At 68.1% G+C, this 19,779-nt stretch carries 15 protein-coding genes; 2 read left to right on the top strand and 13 right to left on the bottom strand.

Annotated features, from left to right (window positions below):
• The first annotated feature begins 217 nt into the window (after positions 1 to 217).
• Positions 218 to 622: a RidA family protein gene (locus U0177_RS22495; protein WP_409572915.1), complete on the top strand. Its 405-nt coding sequence runs from the start codon at positions 218 to 220 to the stop codon at positions 620 to 622.
• A 113-nt stretch (positions 623 to 735) separates the two neighbouring features.
• On the opposite strand, the gene U0177_RS22490 is transcribed toward U0177_RS22495, so the two are convergent.
• Complete coding sequence (locus U0177_RS22490) at positions 736 to 1,437, bottom strand: response regulator (RefSeq protein WP_409572914.1); 702 nt, start codon at positions 1,435 to 1,437, stop codon at positions 736 to 738.
• A gap of 2 nt (positions 1,438 to 1,439) precedes the next feature.
• The gene (locus U0177_RS22485; protein WP_409572939.1) at positions 1,440 to 2,915 is read right to left on the bottom strand and encodes a DUF4118 domain-containing protein; all 1,476 of its coding nucleotides are present in this window, start codon (positions 2,913 to 2,915) and stop codon (positions 1,440 to 1,442) included.
• A gap of 444 nt (positions 2,916 to 3,359) precedes the next feature.
• Here U0177_RS22485 and U0177_RS22480 point away from each other — a divergent pair, with 444 nt between their 5' ends.
• Complete coding sequence (locus U0177_RS22480; protein WP_409572913.1) at positions 3,360 to 5,591, top strand: lamin tail domain-containing protein; 2,232 nt, start codon at positions 3,360 to 3,362, stop codon at positions 5,589 to 5,591.
• Positions 5,592 to 5,834: 243 nt separating this feature from the next.
• On the opposite strand, the gene U0177_RS22475 is transcribed toward U0177_RS22480, so the two are convergent.
• The 11 genes from U0177_RS22475 to ngcE all read right to left on the bottom strand — a co-directional run bounded on the left by U0177_RS22475 (position 5,835) and on the right by ngcE (position 19,411).
• Positions 5,835 to 6,635: a PIG-L deacetylase family protein gene (locus tag U0177_RS22475; RefSeq protein ID WP_409572912.1), complete on the bottom strand. Its 801-nt coding sequence runs from the start codon at positions 6,633 to 6,635 to the stop codon at positions 5,835 to 5,837.
• 555 nt (positions 6,636 to 7,190) lie between these two features.
• On the bottom strand, positions 7,191 to 8,222 hold the full coding sequence (locus U0177_RS22470) for an SIS domain-containing protein (RefSeq protein ID WP_409572911.1): 1,032 nt from the start codon (positions 8,220 to 8,222) through the stop codon (positions 7,191 to 7,193).
• An 85-nt stretch (positions 8,223 to 8,307) separates the two neighbouring features.
• The gene (locus U0177_RS22465) at positions 8,308 to 9,972 is read right to left on the bottom strand and encodes a glycoside hydrolase family 3 protein (protein WP_409572910.1); all 1,665 of its coding nucleotides are present in this window, start codon (positions 9,970 to 9,972) and stop codon (positions 8,308 to 8,310) included.
• Positions 9,969 to 10,901, bottom strand: coding sequence for a 1-phosphofructokinase family hexose kinase (locus tag U0177_RS22460; protein WP_409572909.1), 933 nt, complete (start codon positions 10,899 to 10,901; stop codon positions 9,969 to 9,971). Before U0177_RS22460 ends, U0177_RS22465 begins: the two co-directional genes overlap by 4 nt.
• Positions 10,898 to 11,824 (bottom strand): carbohydrate kinase family protein, encoded by a 927-nt coding sequence (locus U0177_RS22455; protein ID WP_409572908.1) that lies wholly within the window; start codon positions 11,822 to 11,824, stop codon positions 10,898 to 10,900. Before U0177_RS22455 ends, U0177_RS22460 begins: the two co-directional genes overlap by 4 nt.
• A 4-nt stretch (positions 11,825 to 11,828) precedes the next feature.
• On the bottom strand, positions 11,829 to 12,614 hold the full coding sequence (locus U0177_RS22450; protein ID WP_409572907.1) for a DeoR/GlpR family DNA-binding transcription regulator: 786 nt from the start codon (positions 12,612 to 12,614) through the stop codon (positions 11,829 to 11,831).
• A gap of 12 nt (positions 12,615 to 12,626) precedes the next feature.
• Positions 12,627 to 14,672, bottom strand: coding sequence for a DUF5107 domain-containing protein (locus U0177_RS22445; RefSeq protein ID WP_409572906.1), 2,046 nt, complete (start codon positions 14,670 to 14,672; stop codon positions 12,627 to 12,629).
• A 32-nt stretch (positions 14,673 to 14,704) separates the two neighbouring features.
• The gene (locus U0177_RS22440) at positions 14,705 to 15,982 is read right to left on the bottom strand and encodes a Gfo/Idh/MocA family protein (protein WP_409572905.1); all 1,278 of its coding nucleotides are present in this window, start codon (positions 15,980 to 15,982) and stop codon (positions 14,705 to 14,707) included.
• A gap of 9 nt (positions 15,983 to 15,991) precedes the next feature.
• On the bottom strand, positions 15,992 to 16,891 hold the full coding sequence (locus U0177_RS22435) for a carbohydrate ABC transporter permease (protein ID WP_409572904.1): 900 nt from the start codon (positions 16,889 to 16,891) through the stop codon (positions 15,992 to 15,994).
• A gap of 20 nt (positions 16,892 to 16,911) precedes the next feature.
• A complete protein-coding gene (locus U0177_RS22430) occupies positions 16,912 to 17,799 on the bottom strand; it encodes a carbohydrate ABC transporter permease (protein WP_409572903.1) in 888 nt (295 codons plus the stop codon).
• Between the two features lie 112 nt (positions 17,800 to 17,911).
• Positions 17,912 to 19,411, bottom strand: a complete 1,500-nt coding sequence (gene ngcE, locus U0177_RS22425; protein ID WP_409572902.1) for an N-acetylglucosamine/diacetylchitobiose ABC transporter substrate-binding protein — start codon at positions 19,409 to 19,411, stop codon at positions 17,912 to 17,914.
• Between the last annotated feature and the right edge of the window lie 368 nt (positions 19,412 to 19,779).

The raw sequence follows: 19,779 nt of genomic DNA, 5'->3' as shown, positions 1-19,779 counted from the left end.
CGTTGCCTGCGTATGGCTACGTAGGTGGCGCACAAGGCCCGTGCCAACCCCGTTTGCTCACTTTCTTTTTGGTATGCCCTGCCCGGCGAAGCCGGGCAGGGCATACCAAAAAGAAATTCGGGGCTGGCGAAGCCGCCCCCGAACCCCCACCATGAACCAAGTGGCCAGCCGAATTTGGTATAATCCGCCAAGGATCCGCCCAAGCGAAGGAGCGCGCATGAGCGCCGACGTCAGGTTTCTCAGCCCGGCTGGCCTCTCCAAGCCCACCGGCTACAGCCACGTGGTTGCTGCCAGCGGCGGCACGACGGTGTATATCTCTGGGCAGGTGGCCTTCGACGCTGCCGGGAATGTCGTGGGCGAGGGCGACCACCGGGGCCAGGCCGAGCAAGTGTTCGCGAACCTTCAGCAGGCGCTGGCCGCCGCTGGCGCCGGCTTCGAGCACCTGGTCAAGGTCACCTACTTCGTGGTCGGGCTGACGCACGATGTGACGTTGATGCTACGCGAGGTGCGCGCCGGCTACCTCAGCGCCGAGCGCCCGCCCGCCAGCACGCTCGTGGCCGTGGCTGGCCTGGTCGACCCGCGCCTGCTCATCGAGGTCGAGGCGATCGCCGTGATTCCGTGAGCGCAGGCTCGGTTGGGGCGCGTTTTGTGTGTGTTGCTCGAAGGGTGGCGCAACGCGCCACCCTTCGAGCGCGAAAGGGCTGGGAGCAAGGGCATACAGCTAGCGGCGCGCTGCTATGAGGCTGGGTCGTCGAGCGCGCAGAAGCGGTAGCCAATCCCTGGCTCGGTGAGGATGTAGCGTGGCTTGGCGGGCTGCGCCTCGATCTTGCGGCGCAGCTGGCTGATGAACACGTGCAGGTTCTGAACATCCTGCTCGTATCCCGGCCCCCACACTTGGGCAAGCAGCCACTGGTGCGTGAGCACCCGGCCCGGGTGTGCCGCAAGTGTTGTGAGCAGCGAATACTCGGTGGGGGTCAGGCGCACATCGCCGTTGGCGTTGGCCACCTGCCGGCGTTCCAGGTCGATCCGCAGGTCGTCGGCTACAATCAGCGATGGCCGCGCGGCCGGCCGGTTGGCCCGGCGCAGCGCCACGCGGATGCGCGCCAGCAGCTCGTGGGTACCGAATGGCTTGGTGATATAGTCGTCCGCGCCCAAGTCGAGCGCGCGCACTTTCTCCATCTCGTCGTAGCGCGCCGACAGAATCAAGATCGGTACCTCGCTCTCGGCGCGCAGCTTGCCGCAGATCGCGAAGCCATCCTGGTTGGGCAGCCCGAGGTCGAGGATCACCGCCGCTGGCGGGTCGCTTCCGGCGACCTCCAGGCCCTCCTCGCCGGTCGCGACCGCCGTCACGCGGTAGCCGCGCTCGCCCAGGCTCGAGCGCAGCAGCCGCCGGATCGACAGCTCGTCATCGATCACCAGGATGTGCTCCGCTCCCATAGCTACACTCCAACTGGCACCGCGCGTTGGCTGGCCTCGATCGGCAGGTAGATTTCGACGAGCGCGCCGCCACCCTCGCGCCCAAGCAGCGTAATTCGCCCGCCGTGCGCGTCAATCAGCCCTTTGCAGATAGCCAGCCCGATGCCGGTCCCGGGAATGCGCGTGCCGGCCGGCTGCGATGCGCGGTAGAATTTCTCGAACACCCGCGCGCGCTCTTCGGGCGCGACGCCCGGCCCACGGTCGCCGATCTGAATGCGCAGCTCGCGCGCTTCCAGCCCCGCAGTGATTGTGATCGGCGTGCCTGGCGGTGAGTAGGCGCGCGCGTTCTGCAGAATATTCCACAGCACCTGTTCGATCTGCACGTAGTCCACTGGCAGCAGCGGCAAGTCGTCGGCGACGACCAGCTCGATCGGGCGGCCGGCAAGCTCGCTCGCCAGCCGGTCGAGCACGCTGTAGATGATCTCGGCCATATTGTACCAGCCGCGCTGCGAGTGCATCACGCCTGCCTCGATCCGCGTCAGGTCGAGCAGATTGGCCACGAGGTGGTGCAGCTGGTGCGCCTGCGAGTCGATCACCTGGGCAAAATCACGGATGGCCGTAGGCGACCAGCGCACATCTTCCGAAAGAAGCTCCTCGGCCGCGCCAATGATCGACGCTAGCGGCGTACGAAAGTCGTGAGAGATCGCCGATAGCAGCGTGGATTTCAGCCGATCGGAGGCTGCGAGCGCCTCGGCACGCGCGGCCGCCTGGCTTAAGCGGCTGCGCTCGAGCGCCAGCGCCGCCTGGTTGGCCAGCGTGTCGAGCAGGCGCTGCTGGCTGGCCACAGGTGTGTCTTGTGCCGGGCGGCTGACGATCTGTATGCTGCCGAAGGTCTGATTGCCGCTACGCAGTGGCGCGCTCGCGATCGGTGCATTGGCTGGCCACGCGCCGCTTTCGGCGCAGACTTTCAGCTCGCCGTCGTCCGATACGAGCAGCATCCGGCACCCAGGGCTCACGAGCAGGCGCTGCGCGGTGGCGACGAAGAGCGGCGCGATGGTGTTGAAATCCAGCTCGGCGCTGATTGCCTGGCTGAGCGCGTAGAGCGCGGCAGCCTCGTCGGCGCGCTGCTGCGCTTCGGTGGCCTGGGCGCGCACGCGCAGCGCAATGCCGCCGGCCAGAAACGCGGTTGTGAGAAACACGAGCAGGCGTGAGACGTCTTCGGCATCGTCGACCGTGAAGCTGTAGATCGGGTCGACGAAAAAGAACTTAAAGGCTACAAAGCTCAGGCCGGCGCACAGCATCGCCGGCCAGCGCCCCAGCGTGGCCGCGCATAGCAGCACGGCCACCAGGTAGATTGGCGAGATCGAAAGCAGCGAGAACCGCAGCACGTGCTGTATTACCCAGAGCGCCGCTGTTACCACCACGACAATTGCGACGCTCCAAACGTACGCGTAGCGTATCAGGAGGCGCTGAACGGTCCGTGGCGCATCGCTTGTCATCAGCATGTGAGCAGCTTTGTGTTGTCATAATCGGTAGGCGCAGCAGCCCATGCGCTCACGATATCATAGCCGTCAAGCCCGCGCGGCGCTGGCCCAAGATTGTACGTAGCGGATTGTGCTGCTCTAATCGTGAGTGCCGCCGCCGCGCCTAATGAAATTCTAAAGAAGCCTGCCGCACCTTCGGATGTTCTAAAGATCGGGCGTAGGTAGTATCTCCTCGTGAGTTCCTGAGGTTTCTATCGTAGAGGTGGGTAATCGATGGCCGGATCACGGGCCGCCGGCAATGGCACTTCGCAGCCCGAAGCATTCGGCAATCCACCTTGCGCCTCGGCTCATTCCCCAGCTGCCCGGCGGGCCACTGGCTCGTTGGCGGGTATGCGTTTGCCTGCGCTCGGACACTGGGGTTGTGGAAACGTTTGTTATATGGACAGAGGAGTTTCAATCATGGGTAAGCGGTTTGTCTTGTTTCTCAGCCTGTTCGTGCTGTTGGCATTGTTGCTGAGTGCAACAGCCAGCGCACACCCCGTGAGCGTCGCCGACGGGAGCCGTATCGATTGGTTTGGGCGCGGCCCGGCGGCGCCGAACATCGGCGCGATCGCGCGCGACTCAGCCGGCCACGGCGAATTCGTCTGGACCGATGCGCGCGGCGACCAGCGCCTCGCCAGCCCGATCGGCGCCACCGGCTATATCACCCGCGAGGCCGACCTGGCGCGTTTCAGCATCACCGCTGATGCCAATAACCTGTACTTCCTCGCCAAAATGGATCGTATCAGCGGCATCACCAACAACCCGTCGCCCGAGCTAATGGTGGCGATCGACAGCGATGCGGCGCACACCGCTGGGCTCGCCGCGCTGCCTGACGGCATGGCCACCAATGTCGACCCTGCGGCGAAGTGGGAGTACGTGGTGGAGACGCAGTTTACGAGCTCGGCCTCGACGGCCAAGCCGGTGCTGTATACCAACGGCAGCAGCGGCGTGTGCTCGGCCTGCGCGGCCCAGATGCTCAGCGCCGCGACGCTGCAGGGCAGCTTTCTCGAGGTGAGCGTGCCCTGGGCGCAGATCGGCACTACGCCTGCGGCCGCCACTAGCCTGCGTTTCACCGTGCTGACCTTCTACAGCGACAAGCGCACCCCCGCCGACGGAATCGCCTCCAAGGCCATCGACGTCGTCAGCCCGCTTAGCACCGCAGATGAGCTGAGCGACAACACTGCCAACGCGTATGTCGACCTGCACTTTGATGCGAACGGCGACGTATTCGCGCCGCTGCTGATCTCGGAATTTCTGCCCGATCCGCCCACCAGCCGCGACCCCGAGGGCGAGTGGATCGAGCTATTTAACCCCAACACCTTTGATGTGAGCCTGCAGGGCTACAAGCTAGGCGACCAGGCGTATCGAGGCGGATCGCAGGGGATGCTGCAGCTGCCGAACCAGACGCTTGCGGCTGGCCAGGCGCTGGTTGTGGCGAACAACAAGGCGGTATTTCAGTCGCGCTACCCGAGCGTTCCGGCCGGCCAGATCGTCGATATGACCACGCTGGTGCCGTATAGCGCCTGGGCCAGCGGCAGTGTCTCGCTGCAGAACACGAACAATGGCCAGCCGTTCAAAGAGAGCATCGCTCTGCTCGACCCACGCGACACGCTGGTCGACCTGGTGCAGTACACCACGCCGGTGCGCGCCAGCGGCCTCGACCCGGACAACCGGCCGGTGGTGCTGGCCGGCACGAGCGTGACGCCAAACGCCAGCTACGAGCGCTGCCCCTCCAGCCTCGACACGAACGACGGCGTGGTCGATTTTGTGACCCACACCGCGGTTTCCGAGCAGACGCCCGGCCAGCCGTGCCTGGGTGTACCTGGGGTGGATCTGCGCATCGCGAGCTCAGGGCCGGAAGTTGTGAAGGGTGGCAGCACCGTTCAGGTAGTCTTATCGTTCAGCAACGCCGGAACTGGGCCGCAGCCGGCGCTGAATGTGCAAATTACCGACACCCTGCCGCTCGGCCTGACCTGTGCGAGCCAGAGCTCAAGCGTCTCGGCGGGCTCGATTAGCTTCACCGGCAGCTGCGGCCAGGGCGGCACGCTGAGCTGGAGCATCCCCAGCCTGGCGCCGGGTGCGAATGGTAGCATTATCCTATCGCTGCAGGTGAGCGGTGCCCTGAGCCCCAACACAGTGCTGGCCAGCAGCGCCGGGATCACCAGCAACCCGGTGGAAGATCCGAGCACGCTGGCGAACAACGTCTCGCTCTTCTCGATGATCACCGAAGGGCCGGCGGATCTGACGGTCAGCTCGACCTGGCCAGAAGGTTCGCAGCCGGCGCCCGGCAGCCAGCTCAGCTACACCATCACCTACGCGAACAATGGCGCCGACGATGCCAGCGATGTCGCGATCGCCGACCAGCTGCCAAGCTCCATGGTGCTCGTGAGCGCCAGCGCGCCTGATGCCAGCTTCAACCACGCGACGAGCGGCAACCTCGTCTGGCAGCTTCCGTCGCTTGGCCTGCAAGAAAGTGGCACGATCACCCTGGTGGTCAAGGTGCTGCCGACGGCCGTAACGGGCAGTACGCTCACGAACCAGATTGCGATCAGCAGCAACCCTGCCGACTCGCCGCTGGATAATAACACCGAGACGAAATCGCTGACCGTCGGCAAGCACGTCGTGTACCTGCCGGTAACGCTGCGCTAAGAGCCTGTTTGAAAAGGAGGTGCGCGAGGGGCATGCCCCTCGCATTTCCTTCTGGCGGGTGGCGGCCACATTCGTGGCCGCCACCCGCCAAGAAAGTGAAAGCTTGGAGGGACTTCGTCCCTCCAAACCACCCTTTTCAAACAGCTTCTAAGAAATTTCGGGGGTGGCGAAGCCGCCCCGAGCCCCACATGAAGCAAGCGATCTGCCTGATGTGATATCAGGCCGCCTCTCACGCCCTGCGGTTTACGCCGGGTCGCTGATCATCCACAGCCGCTCGCCATAGCGTGCGCCGGGCGGAGCCACGCTAGCCGCGTACTCGGCGATCTGGCGCTCCATCGCCTCGGGGCCGCCGAATAGCTCGAGCAGCTGGCTGGCGTAGGCGTGGATGGCGTGCACCTTGCGCGCTAGCGCCGCGTCGATTGCTGCAGCCGCCGGCTCGAGCGTGTAGCCAGCCAGCTGGGCCATGCGCTCTTCGAAGCGGCCCGGCCATGCGACATACGGCAGGTCTTCGTAGTGCGCTACCTGCTCGCCAAATACCGCGCGGATTGTCGCGAAGACGATCAGGTGATCGACATGGAGCCCGATGCCGAGCGGCGCGTAGAAGCGCGCCCGCGGCATGCGCGCGCGCAGCTCGCCGAACAGCTCGGTCAGGTCGGCAAACTGCGGGTCGCTCGGGTCGGGCGCGGCAAACAGCGACTCGCGGGTGTTGTAGGCCTGCGGGAAGCGGTAGATCGCGTCGAGCCGGCCGGCCCACCAGTAGTCGAGGCCTAGGCGAGCCATAGCCTCGCGCTCCTCGGCCAGGCGCGCGCCCACCGCCTGGTCGGCTGTCAGGCCCCACTGGCCGTGGAACTCGTCGGCGAGGGCGCTGAACGGCCCGGCCGGGTTAGGCGCGGCGGTGCAGAGCGTGATCGACAGCACCTTCTGGCCAGCCGCGAGCTGGCCGGCGATGGCGCCGCCGCACGAGAGCGGGGTGTCGTCGAGATGCGGCGAGATGTACACATGGTCGTAGGTGTCGCCCAGCTGGGCGAGGGTTTCGATTTGCATGGGCTTTCTCAATTACAAGACTTACGCGGTCGCCTGCGATATGGGCTTGTTCTGCCTGCGGCAGCATGGTACTTCGCTTTCTTTTGTGCTCAGAGCCTGTTTGAAAAGGGGGTGCGCGAGGGGCTATGCCCCTCGCACTTTCTGGCGGGTGGCGGCCACATTCGTGGCCGCCACCCGCCGACAAGTGAATACTTGGAGGGACTTCGTCCCTCCAAACCACCCTTTTCAAACAACTTCTCAGATTTTGGCGCAAAGCGCCAACATCTGAGCACCAAACATGAAAAAGTACCGCTTTGGCTGGTCGCGGCTACCGCCGTGCCGCGACCAGCCAACAAGAGTGATTTTGGAGGGCGCAAGCCCTCCAAGCCTCCACGCGGGAGGATACCGCGTAACTCGTGCCAATTACACCACGTACGCAACCGGCGTTTTGCCTTCGGCAGAGTGGTGCTTTTCGTTCAAGGTGCGCTCTTCCGCGCAAAGCGCGGACGCACACCGAACTCATTCGGTACCGCGCCCCGCAGGCAGCACGTGTCTATATCGCGTGCAGCCGCCGCGTCAGCGCGTCAGCGTGATCTTGCGCAGCCCGCGTGGCCGGTCGGGGTCGCCGCCGCGCGCCAGCGCGAGGTGGAGCGCCAGCATCTGCCCTGGCACGATCGCGGCGATCGGGCTGAGCCACTCGGGCAGGTTGGCGGCCACCGGCAGCAGCGTACCAGCGCCATCGATCGCGTCGGCGTCGGAGATCGCCACCAGGTCGGCGCCGCGCTCGTGCAGATCGTGGGCCAGCTCGCTCAGGTCGGCGAAGGCGGCGCCGCGCGGCATCACCACCAGCACGGGAGTGCCCTCGCTCACGGTGGCGATCGGGCCGTGGCGGAAGTCGGCCGACGAGTAGGCCACGGTCATCACGTAGGTCAGCTCCTTCAGCTTCAGCGAGAGCTCGAGCGCGGTGGCGAAGTTGAAGCCGCGGCCGATCAGCACATACTGCTCGTTGGGCTGGAAGCGCGCCGCCAGCGCTGGCACGCTAGTGGTGGCGGCCAGCGTCGCGTCGAGCGCGGCTGGCAGCCCGGCGAGCTCGGCATTGCGCTCGGGCTGGCCGCCCAGCGCCGCCGCCAGCATAGCCATCGCGGTGAGCTGGGCGGTGTAGGTTTTTGTCGCGGCCACGCTGCGCTCGACACCGGCGTGCAGCTCGATCACGTGGTCGGCGGTGGCGGCCAGCGGCGAGGCGCCATCGTTAGTGATCGCCAGCGTCGGCCGGCCCTGGCGCTTGCCTTCCTCCAGCACCGCCACGATGTCGGGCGACTGGCCCGACTGCGAGATGCCAACGACAAGCGTGTTCGCCAGGTGCGGCGGCGTATGGTAGAGCGTATACAGCGCCGGGGTGGCCAGGCCCACCGGGTAGCCCGCCAGCGACGCCCAGGCGTACTTGGCGTAGATCGCGGCGTGGTCGGAAGTGCCGCGCGCGGCGATCAGCACGTGGTCGAATGGCGGCAGCTGCGCGGCGATCTGGCGTACGTTCTGGCCCTCGCGCTCGAGCAGCCGCGCGATCACTTCGGGCTGGCTGCGGATCTCCTGTTCGAGAAATGTGGTCATGGCAGGGTGCCTCGTGTTCTTTCAAAACGGCGCCAACGGCGCCGTGGGCGTTTTGTTCGCCTAGCGGAAGCAGCGGCCGCGCCGGCTACCGCGCGGGTGCTGGTGCCTGCGGAGCGCGCGGCTCGGCTGAATGGCCCAGCGGGTACAGGCCAGGGATGCTGACCGGCAGCCGCCCGCCGAATGGGATGTGCCCGAGCAGCGCCAGCGCCAGCGCCTCGATCGACGGCGGCAGGATGCCGTAGCTGCAGGCGTAGGTTGGCGCCTCGGGGTAGGCCGCCAGGTCGTAGGGCGTGCGCAGCGCCAGCGCCACCACCGGCGCTGGGCCGGCCAGCAGCGCGCGCACCAGCGCGGCCTGCGCGCCGCCCGGCGCGGCGCTGATCGTCGCGACGATCACCAGATCGTAGCTGGCGGCCCAGGCGCGCGCGCCTGCGATATCGCTGGCGCTTGGCTCAAACGGCAGCTCGATCTCGCCGACCGCCGGGTGGTGGCGTCGCAGCGCGGCGGCCAGCGCGGGCCGAATGTACGACGACGTATCGGCCGGGGTCAGGTCGATCGGCCGGGGCACGATCACCGCCACGCGCTGCTCGGGCGCCAGGCGCAGCGGCAGCAGCCCGGCGTCGTCGCGCACCAGCGTGGCGGCGCGCGCGGCGATCTCGAACGCCAGCGCGCGGTGCTCGGCGCAGCCTACCAGCGTGAAATCGGGCTGAGGCTGCGCGGCCAGCCAGCGCTTCAGCTCGAGCACGCGCGCGGCCGAGGCCAGCAGCGCGGCCGGCTGCAGCAGCCCGCGCCGCGCGGCGTGGCGCAGCCCTTCGGCCACCAGCCGCTGGCGCGCCGGGTCGGCGCCGAGCAGCAGCAGATCGACGCCCGCGCTCGACGCAGCGATTGCATCGATCGCCAGGCGCTCGTCCTGGGCGATCGCGTGCATGTCCATCGCGTCGCTGATGACCAGGCCGGCGAAGCCCAGCTCGGTGCGCAGGATGCCACTCAGCAGCGCCGGCGAGAGCGTGGCGGGGATGGCGAGCCCCTGGTTCAGCGCGGGTGTGGCCAGGTGCGCGCTCATCACCAGCCGCGCGCCCGCGCCGATCGCTGCGGCGAATGGCGGCAGCTCCACCGCGCGCAGCCGCGCGGCGTCGTGCGGCAGCACCACCGCGCCGTCGTGGGTATCGCCGGCGGTGTCGCCGTGGCCGGGGAAGTGCTTGGCTGTGGCGGCCACGCCGGCCGCTTGCATGCCGCGCACCATAGCCGCCGCGAGCGCGCCAACCGCTGCTGGGTCTTCGCCGAACGAGCGGATGCCGATCACCGGGTTGCGCGGGTTGCTGTTCACATCGCAGCTTGGCGCGTAGTTCACGTTCACGCCCACGGCGGCCAGCTCGCGGCCGAGCGCCAGGCCATTGCGGTAGGCCAGCTCGGCCGAGCCGGTGGCGCCGAGCGCCAGGTTGCCGGGGAAGCGCGTCATGCCGCCGTCGATCGCCATTAGCTGGCCGCCCTCCTGGTCGGCGCCGATCAGCAGCGGCGTGCGGCCAGCCGACGCGGCGGCGCGCTGCAGCGCGGCGGTCAGCTCGCGCACCTGGGCGGCGTCCACCACGTTTTTGGCGCGGAACAGCGTCACGCCGGCGACCTCGTGGCTTTCGAGCGTGGCCAGCAGCTCGGGCGCAGGCGTGGCGCCCTCGAAGCTCAGCATCAGCTTCTGGCCAACCGCGTCGGCCAGCGCCTGCTCGCTCGGGGTGATTGCGGCGCTATGTTGTTTCATCGTAGTGGCTCGCAGAGGCTGCCCGCCAGCAGCTCGCGGAAGCAGTCCAGGTCGATCCGGCCGCCGCCGACCGACATGGCATTGGCGGCGCCTGCGGCCACGGCGTAGCGCAGCGCCTCGGGCGGCGGCAGCGCGCGCGTCAGCGCCACCACCAGGCCGGCCAGAAATGCGTCGCCGCTGCCGACAGTGCTGACGATCGCTACCTCGGGCGGCCGGGCGTGCCAGCTGCCCTCGGCGCCGGCCAGAACCGCGCCCGCGCCGCCAAGCGTCAGCACCACCGCTGCGCCCGCCTGGCTGTGCAGCTCGCGCGCGGCGATGTGCGCCTCGGCCGGTGTCGCGATGCTTCGGCCCAGCAGCTCGGCGGCCTCGGCGGCATTGACCTTCAGGCTCACCCCGCCGACCGCGCGGGCGGCGGCCAGCGCCGGGCCGCTGGTATCGGCCCACACTGGGCAGCCAGTGTCGCGCAGCTGGCGCAGCATCAGCGCGTAGTCGGCCGGCGCCGAGCCGGGGGGCATGCTGCCGCTGACGCACACGGCTGCGGCAGAGAGCGCCTTGTGGACGGCCTGGTCGGCCAGATGCGCCCAGTCGTCCGAGGCTACCGCCGGGCCTGGCTCGTTGATCACCGTTGCGTCGTGGGCGCGCCCGCCAACGATGATCGTGCAGGTGCGGGTTTCGCCGGCGATCCACGTCCAGTCGCCGATCAGGCCATCGCGCGCGGCCAGGTCGGCCACCAGCCGACCGCTGTGGCCGCCCAGAAAGCCGGCGCACACCACCGCGCCGCCGAGCGCGCGCGCCACCCGCGCCACATTCAGGCCCTTGCCCCCCGCCGCCACGATCGAGTTGGCGGCGCGCTGCGGCTCGCCCAGGCGCAGGCCCGGCACCAGCAGCGTGCGATCGACGGCCGGGTTGGGGGTGATGCACAGGATCATAGCGCCTCGCGCGCTTCGGCCAGCGTGGGCTGCGCGGTTGTGCCGCCGGCCGCGCGTGTCGAGAGCGAGCCGCAGGCGCAGGCCAGCCGCAGCGACTGCTCGAGGCTCCAGCCGTTGAGAAAGCCATACACAAACCCGGCGTCGAACGAGTCGCCGGCGCCGGTTGTGTCGACGACGCGCATTGGCAAGGCGGGCGCGCGGGTGGTAGCGCTGCCCTGGCGCGCCACACCGCCGCGAGCGCCGAGCTTGGCGGCCACCACCGGCAGCCGCTCGGCCAGCCGGCCGAGCGCCTCGTCGTCGTCGTCGCTGCCACCAATCGCGCGCAGCTCGGTCTCGTTTGGCAGAAACAGGTCGACGTGCGCTAGCGCCGCGCCCAGGCCGCCGTCCCAGCGCTCGGCCGGGTCGTAGTTCGTATCGAGCGACACCGTCAGGCCGCGGGTTTTGGCCTCGGCGAACAGGCGTGGCACATCGGGGCGCAGCGCGTCGAGCATGAAGAAGGCGCCGAGGTGCAGGTGCCGCGCCCGGCCGAGCATGCCCAGGTCGATCTGGTCGTAGCGCAGCGCCACGATCGAGCCGGCGTAGGTCAGGATCGCCCGGTCGGCGCCGCGCGACAGGATCACGCTGAGCCCGGTGCGCAGGCCCGGGTCGATCACCACGGCCGTCGTGTCGACGCCGCGCGCGGCCAGCTGATCGCGCATAAAATGGCCAAACATATCGTCGCCGATCACGCCGGCGAAGGCCACGCGCAGCCCCAGCCGTGCCGCGCCGCACGCGAAGATCGCCGACGAGCTGCCGATCGTCAGGCTGGCATCGTCGACGGCCTGCTCGACCTGGCCGAACGCCGGGGTCACATTGCCGCGCAGCACCAGGTCGGGGTTAATCTCGCCGACCACCAGCAGGTCGAACTGTGGAGTGGTATCCATGGAATTAGGCCTTCAGCACGCGCGCGCCCTGGCTGGCGAGCGCGGCCTCGATCTCGGAGTCTAGCGCGCGGCCGGTGACGATCAGGTCGGCGGTGCTGACAGGCGCGAGAAACGCGGTAGCGATCCTGCCGAACTTCGTGTGGTCGGCCACCACCACCACCTTGCGGCCGATCTTCAGGATCGCCCGGTCGGTCATCGTCTCGGGCAGGTACTGGTTGGTCAGGCCGTGCTTGGCGTCGATCGCGTGCACGCCGATGATGACCTTATCGGCGCGTAGCTCGGCCAGGGCCTGCTCGGTGATATGGCCGATCATCGAAAGCTCGGCGCGGCGCAGCTGGCCGCCCAGGCTGATCAGCGTAGTATCGGCCGAGTCGGCCATGAGGTTCAGCACCATGAGCGAGTTGGTGATCACGGTCAGGTTCTTGCGCGAGAGCAGGTTGCGCGCCACTTCCAGCACGGTGGTGCCGTTGCCGAGAAAGATCGTGTCGCCGTCGGCGACGAGGTCGGCGGTGGCGCGCCCGATCCGCTGCTTCTCATCGGACTGCTCGGCCAGGCGGTTGACCACAGGCAGCTCGGGCGGGGCCTGGCGCAGCGGGATGGCGCCGCCGTGCACGCGCTGGATCTTGCCGCGCTCGGCCAGCGTGTCGAGGTCGCGGCGGGCCGTAGCCGGGCTGATCGCGAAGGAGTCGCAGATCTGGCCGACTGTGACGCGCTGGCGCTGCTCGATGAACTGAAGCAGGTGTGCCTGGCGCTCAATGCTCGAGATCGCCGGCTCGGTGCCACGCTCCATACGCATTCCTTCTCACGCTTTCTCGGGGCTGTTGTTCATACGAAAGTCGATCGCGGGCGGCGGCGGGTAGCGGCTCTCGGCCTCGGCGCGCAGCGCGGCGTCGAGCGGCCGGCCGGTTTCGGCGGCCAGGCGCCTGGCCCGCAGCTCGAACCAGATATCGGTCAGCTCGGTTTCGCCCTCGCGGATGTCGGCGTACTCGTGCTGGAGGGCGCGCTCGGCCTCGTCGAGGTCGCCGAGCGCCAGCGCGATACGGCCACGCAGGATGCGGATGCGGTCGCGCGCGCGCTGGCTGGCGGGCAGCTGCTCGTACACCGCGTGGGCGCGCGCGAACTCTCCCGTGGCGCACAGCAGCTGCAGGTACTCCTGGGCCAGCGCGGCGGGCGGCGCGCCGCCACCGGCGGCGAGATCCCAGGCCGTGGCGTAGTACTCGCGCGCGAATTCGGCGTTGCCGCGGCGCCGCTCCAGCGCCGCCAGGTTGCGGTAGGCCCAGGCCGAGGGTGTGCGGGCGTTGGCCTCGTGCCAGGCCGCCTCGGCGCCAAGCTCGTCGCCGCGCTCCATGCGCATCACGCCGATGTGCAGCAGGCTGTACCAGTGGCGGCCGTCGGCGCGGCGCAGGCTGGCCTCGAGCAGCGCCTCCCACTCGGGCTGGGTCATCCACTCGCCGGGCAGGGCGCTCGGCGAGTGCTCGGGCAGGCGGCCGTCGCGCAGCAGTGCCAGCCAGCGCTCCTGCTCGGCGCCAAGCGTTGCGGCGGGGAAATCGTACGCGGCCGGGAAGGCCGGCGCGCCGGCGGCCTGGCGGCGGGCGGCCTCGAGCGCGCCCCAGCCGGCCCCGGCGTGCAGCAGCTCGTCGGCGGGCGCGTCGGCGCGGGCACGGCAGCCAGCCTCGATCGCCGCCAGCCGCGCCGGGTCGATCAGCGCCTTGATCGCCTGGTCGGCGGCGTGGCGCGCGTCGGGCCAGCTGGCGGCGTGGACGCGCGCCGGGTCGGCTTCGAGCAGCCCGAACGCCTGCGTCCAGTCCCACACCGCGCCGGCCGGCATAGGCTGGCTGTGCAGCTGGGTTGGCGCCAGGCCAGCCTGGATCTCGAGGTATGCCTGGCCCGGCTCGGAAAGGAACTCCTGCCAGCGCCGGCCACCGGCGTGGGTGCCCCAGCAGAACAGCTTGCGGTAGGCCAGGCGCGGCGTCGATGCCTCGAACAGGCCGGCGCCGGATGCGTCGAGCGCGGCCTCCCAGGGCATGTCGGCGGCCTCGCACTGGAAGAAAAACTCGTTGGCGAACGGGAAGTTCAGCGCGTAGCTGGCGTCGCGGCCGGGCAGGCTGGGCAGCTCGGGCATGTCGGCGGCGCCAAAGCTCAGCTCGCGAAAATCGCCGAGGTACAGCGTCGCGTCGGTTGGCGCCAGCACGCGCACGCCGGGCGCCTCGGGCACCGCGGTATTTGTCCACCAGTACATCGAGGTGGCGGCCTGGCCGGGGTTCACCACGCGCGCGTACACCAGCAGCAGCGGCGATTCGGGCGGCAGGTAGCAGTCGAGCTGCCACAGCAGGCCGCGGCAGCGCTCGAACTCGTACAGGCGCAGGCCCGGCTCGCCGCGCTCGCCGCGGATGGATGCCGCGAACAGCGGCGCGCAGGTGCCGAAGGTGTGGCCGAACTGGCCGATGTTCCACTCGACCCCGCCCGAGAACCAGGCGTTGCGGATGGCCAGGTTGGCCGGCTGGAACACCGGGTTGCGTGCCAGCAGCTCGCGGCTGCTGGGCCGGTGCAGCAGCGAGTACAGCCGCCCGCCCAGCTCGGGCAGAAACGTGGCCGTCAGGAAATCGTTCTCGAGCACGAGCGCCTTGAGATCGAGCGGCGCGCGCGCGCGGCCGTAGTCGTCCTGCATGCGGTAGGGCAGCACGCGGAAGCCCGCCTGCGCGCCAAAGCCCTCGCGCTTGGCCGCCGGCACGCTCGGCAGCGCGCGCACCGGCAGGTCGGCCTGCGCGTCGCGGAAGAACGGCAGCGGGTTCTCGCCGCCGAGCGGCGCGCCGGGGATCGTCAGGGTTTCGATGCGTACCACGGTCATTGGTGCCCCACAAGCGCTAGAACTGGCCGAACTCAATGCCGCGGCTGGTCGGTCGCGTCGTCGCCCAGGTCAACCACCCGGCGCTCGTGGCGGGCCTGCTCGGCGGCAAACACCATCAGGTGCGACTCGAGCGTCTCGTCGGGGCCGGACAGGATCTGGCCGGGGTCGGAGCGCGCCAGCGCTGCCACAAAGCTGCGCATCAGCCCGTCGTCGCCGCCGCCGTGGCCGCTGAGGATCGAGCCGTCGGCGCCGGTGCCGGCCTCGATCGTCTCGCTGGCGCCGCTCAGGAAGTCGTGCACCTCCACGCGCTCGCCGTCGCCGAAGATCTCGCCGTGCGTGCCAAAGATATGTGTCTCGCGGCCGCGCCCGCGCGTGAACGCCGTCATGGTGAACGCGGCGGTCGCGCCGTCTTCGAACTGCATGTTCACCACCTGGTGATCGACAACGTCGTTATCGCAGGCGTACACGCAGCGGCCGTAGGGCCCTTCGCGCAGCGCGGCCAGCACGCCGGCCTCGCTGCGGTCGGTGGTGATCACGTCGACGGGCCAGCCGGTGAGGCCGGCGCGCACGCGCCCAAGGTAGAAGCGCGGCGCCGAGTACGGGCACGCCGGCTCGACGGCGCACTCCAGGCAGCGGTCGGCCGCGCCAGCCGGGCGCTCGCTGGCGCGGAAGTGGCGCAGACTGCCGAACGAGCTCACCTGGGTGCAGCGCCGGCCCATGATGTAGCGGATCCAATCGAGGTCGTGGCACGATTTGGCCAGCAGCATTGGCGACGACAGCGCCTCGTTGCGCCAGTTGCCGCGCACAAACGAGTGCGCCTGGTGCCAGAAGCCCACCGGCTCGAGGTGCTGCATGCTCACGATCGTGCCGACGCGGCCGGCGTCGAGCAGGCGCTTGAGCGCCTGAGTGTAGCGGGTGTAGCGCATCACGTGGCACACCGCGAAGATCACGCCGGCGCGCTGCACCGCCGCGACGATCTGGCGGCACTCGGCCGCGCTGGGCGCCATGGGCTTCTCGAGCAGGATGTGGTAGCCGCGCTCGGCCAGCGCGATCGCCGGCTCGGCGTGCATGGCGTCCTGCGTCGCGATGATCGCGCCGTCGGCGAAGCGCGGCCGCTCGGCCAGCGCGCGCCAGTCGCGCACCACCTGGTCGCCGCTCAGGCCGTGCTGCTGCGCCAGCTGCTCGCGCTGGAAATCGCGCGGCTCGGCCACCGCCACGATCCTGGCGGCCTCGGGGTGCAGCTGCGCATAGCGCGCGTACTGGCTGCCGCGGCTGCCCGCGCCAAGCACAATCAGGCGAACCGGCTCCATACGGGTTCCTTAGCCCTTCACCGCGCCGGCGGTCATGCCCTTCTCGATCCGGTCGTTGAAGATCAGGTACACCACCAGCGTCGGGATCATCACGATCGTCACCGCCGCGAACAGGCCGCTCCAGTCGCTGCCGTAGAACTGCTTGGCCTGCAGGTAGTACAGCCCCTGCGAGAGCACATAGTGGGTGCTTTTGTCGTCGTTGGTGATCATCAGGGTGTTGGGCAGGATGTACTGGTTCCACTGGCCCAGGAAGTTAAAGATGCCCATGGTGATCAGGCCGGGCCGCGCCAGCGGCAGGTACACGCGGAAAAAGATGTCGTACTGGCTGGCGCCGTCGATCAGCGCGGCCTCGCCAAGCTCTTTCGGCAGGGTTTTGAAGAAGTTGATCAGGAAGAAGATCGTGAACGACAGCGAGAAGGCCACGTACACCAGGATCAGGCCGGGGTAGGTGTCGAGCAGGCCGAGCTTCTGCGTCACGAAGTACAGCGGCACCAGCGCCAGGAACAGCGGGAAGATCATGCCGATCAGGAACAGGTAGGTGATCAGGTTGCGCCCGCGGAACTCAAAGCGCGCCAGCACGTACGCCGCCATCGACGAGAGCAGCAGCGTCAGGAACAGCGACGGCAGCACAATGATCAGGGTGTTGATGAAATACTCGCCGATGCGCGCGGTGGTCCACGCGCGTACGAAATTGTCGAAAATCGGCTTGGCGGGCAGCGCCCACGGGCTGAAGAAGATCTCCTGGTCGGTCTTGAACGAGGTCATGATCGCCCAGACCATGGGGAAGATCACCAGGATGGCCCATGCGCCGAGGATCAGGTAGATCAGTGCTTTGCCGACGATCGCGAGCGGGCGCGGGCCGTGCGCCACAGCCGAGTGCGCGGTGGGTTGGGTCGATACAGTCGCCATCTACACGCGCTCCTTTCGCGCTAGTACTCGAACGCTTCGCGCGCGGTAAAGCGCAGGCTCACCACCGAAAGGATGAACACCAGGATCAGCAGCACCAGGCCCATGGCGGTGGCGTAGCCGAACTGCCCCTGGCTGAACGCCGTCGAGTACAGGTAGGTCGGCACCACGTCGGCGGCGCGGCTCGGCCCGCCGGTGCCATTGGTCATCACCGTCACCTGGGCGAACAGGTCCATCGCGCCGATCGCCAGAAACACGATCGCCGTGCGGATGGTGTCCCACAGCAGCGGCACGGTCACGTTCCAGAACTTCACCCACGAGCTGGCGCCGTCGATCTCGGCGGCCTCGTAGTAGTCGTTGGGGATGCCCTGCATGCCGGCCACGAACAGCACCATGTAGAAGCCGACCGACTGCCACACCACCATGGCCAGCACCGCGCCGAACACGGTGCCGCGGTCGCCCAGCCACGGGAAGCTGGCGAACTGCGTGAGGCCGATCGCGCCGAGGAAGCCGTTCAGCAGGCCGATCGTCGGGTGGTAGATAAAGCTCCACAGCACCGCCACCACCACCACCGACATCACCTGCGGGAAGAAGAACGCGATCCGGAAGAAGCGCGACAGGCTGATGCCCTGCGTGAACAGAAACGCGAAGAACAGGCCAAGGGCGATGATCACCGGCGGCAGCACCACCAGCGCGATGCCGTTGTGGCTGAGCGCGTTCCAGAACTTTTCGTCGGCGTAGAGCTTGATGAAGTTGTTTGCGCCATTAAAGCGGATGTTGGCCGAGAGCCCGCTCCAGCGGGTAAAGGCGAAGATCATGGCCGAGAAGTAGGGGAGGAGCACAAACAGGGTGTACAACGCCAGCGGCAGCGCCAGAAACGACACGATCAGGCCGTTTTTACCTCGGTTCATAGAGCTGACTCCACCTTAGATATAGAGCAGTCGGCAGTCGGCAGTCGGCAGTCACGAGGGGCCCGAGGGAAGATCGCGTACTGCTGGCCGTTGACTGCCGACTGGGTGACGGCTAGCGCTTGAACTTCTTGGTGTCCGGGTCGGCCGCGACTTCGTCGGCCTTCTTCTGCATGATGCTAATGAACTCGTCGGGCTTGATCACGCCGGTCATCAGCTCGCCGGTGCGCTGCTCGATCTCTTTGTTGAGCGCGCTGTACCAGTTCGTGAAGTTCATGTTGATCGCCACGCCCTTCGAGGCGGTGGCCAGGGCCACGCCGGCCTTCATGCCCTCCGAGAGCTTGGCGCCCTCGGTGCCGCCGACCACCGGCATGATCGCGCGCACGTTCTCGGCGAAGTACTTGGCCGAGTCTTTCGAGAGCAGCGCGCGCAGGTACTCCATGCCGCCGGCCGTATTCTTGGCCTTGGCCGGCACGACGTACGTCTCGCCGCCGTTGGCGTTCACGGCGTTCGGGTCGCCCTTGCCGTCGGCGTAGCCGGGGATGTTCGCCACGGTCATGTTGAAGTCGGCCGGGGTCACCGTCTTCATCTCGTTCTCGAGCCAGTTGCCGCACGGGATGAACACGGCCTTGCCCTTGAGCCACTCGGTCTGCGACTCGGTGTGCGTCAGGCCGGCGGTGCCGGGCAGGATGTAGCCCTTATCCCACAGCTGGTACAGGTCTTCGGTGGCGCGCTTGATCGCCGGGTCGCTCCAGGCGTTCGGCTCGAGGTTGTCGAGCTTCTTGAACACGTCGTCGCCGCCGGCGTAGTACACCAGCATGTTCCACACAATGCCCCAGATGTAGTACGGGTACTTGCCCTGGTACGTCCAGGGCGACTGCTTGCCCTCTTTCTTGATCTGCTCGCACAGCGCCAGCATGTCGGCCCAGGTCTTCGGGTAGGTGTAGCCGGCCTTCTCGAACGCCGGCTTCGAGTACCAGATGCCCGAGATGGTATAGGCGATGTTGATGCCGTACTGCTTGCCGCCGAAGATCGCACTGGTCTGCGAGCCGGGGAACAGCGTGTCGCCAAATGTTTTGCCCTCGCTGTCCCACGACTGGGCAGCCAGCAGCGGCGCCAGGTCAAGCAGCTGGTCCTCGCCGATCAGGTCAGCCATCGGGATCATGTTGGCGCCCGAGTTGTCGATCACGTCGGGCGGGTTGCCGGCGATGAAGCGCGGCTGCAGCGCCTCGGTGACCTTCTGGATGCTCTGGATCTTGACTTTGACGTCGGGGTGGGCCTTCTCGACCAGCTGGCCGGCGTACTTGATGTAGTCGTCGCCGAAGCCGCCGGCGAAGAACACGCCATCGACTTCGCCCGCCGCCACGTTCAGCGGGTTGCCCGCCGCCGAGCCGCCGGCCGCCGCCGCAGCGGTGGGGGCCGCCGCCGCAGCGGTAGGCGCTGGGGCCGCAGTGGCCGCCGCCGGGGCCGCAGTGGGCGCCTCGGGCGCCGGGGCCGCAGTTGGGTTTGTGGTCGCGGCCGACGAGCCGCATGCTGCCAGGATCACCGCGCCGCCGCTGGAGAGCGCGGCAGCCTTGAGGAATTTGCGCCGGGAAATCTGTTCGCGCGAGCTCATGAGCAGTTACCTTTCTTTAGCAATCTGCTACCAACACACTAGGGGTTCCGGGCGGGCCGGCGCGCGGGCGCCGGGCGTGGGCCGACTACGTTGTCTTTTTGCTCGGCGTTGAGCGCTCCTTTCCTGGCGGATCGGCCGGCCGATCCAGCGGCGGCTGCACGTTCGCGGCAATAGGGCTTACACCTGCTGCCAATACAAGGCCCGCGTGCACGAGGCAACTGCTTCAGGCGGGCGCCTGAAACAATCATAAAAAATCATATAAGCTTCGGTGAATGATTGATTACGGCGCGATAGTATCATAAGATTAAATGTTTGTCAAGATCTCAATTTTGGTGCACACGGCGCGCGCGCGGCCGGCGGTGTGAATA

The organism is Kouleothrix sp., assembly GCF_046328425.1.
In the GTDB taxonomy this organism is placed as follows: domain Bacteria; phylum Chloroflexota; class Chloroflexia; order Chloroflexales; family Roseiflexaceae; genus Kouleothrix.
Note: the sequence above shows the minus strand (reverse complement) of the source record. Positions and strands in the feature narration are given on the sequence as shown.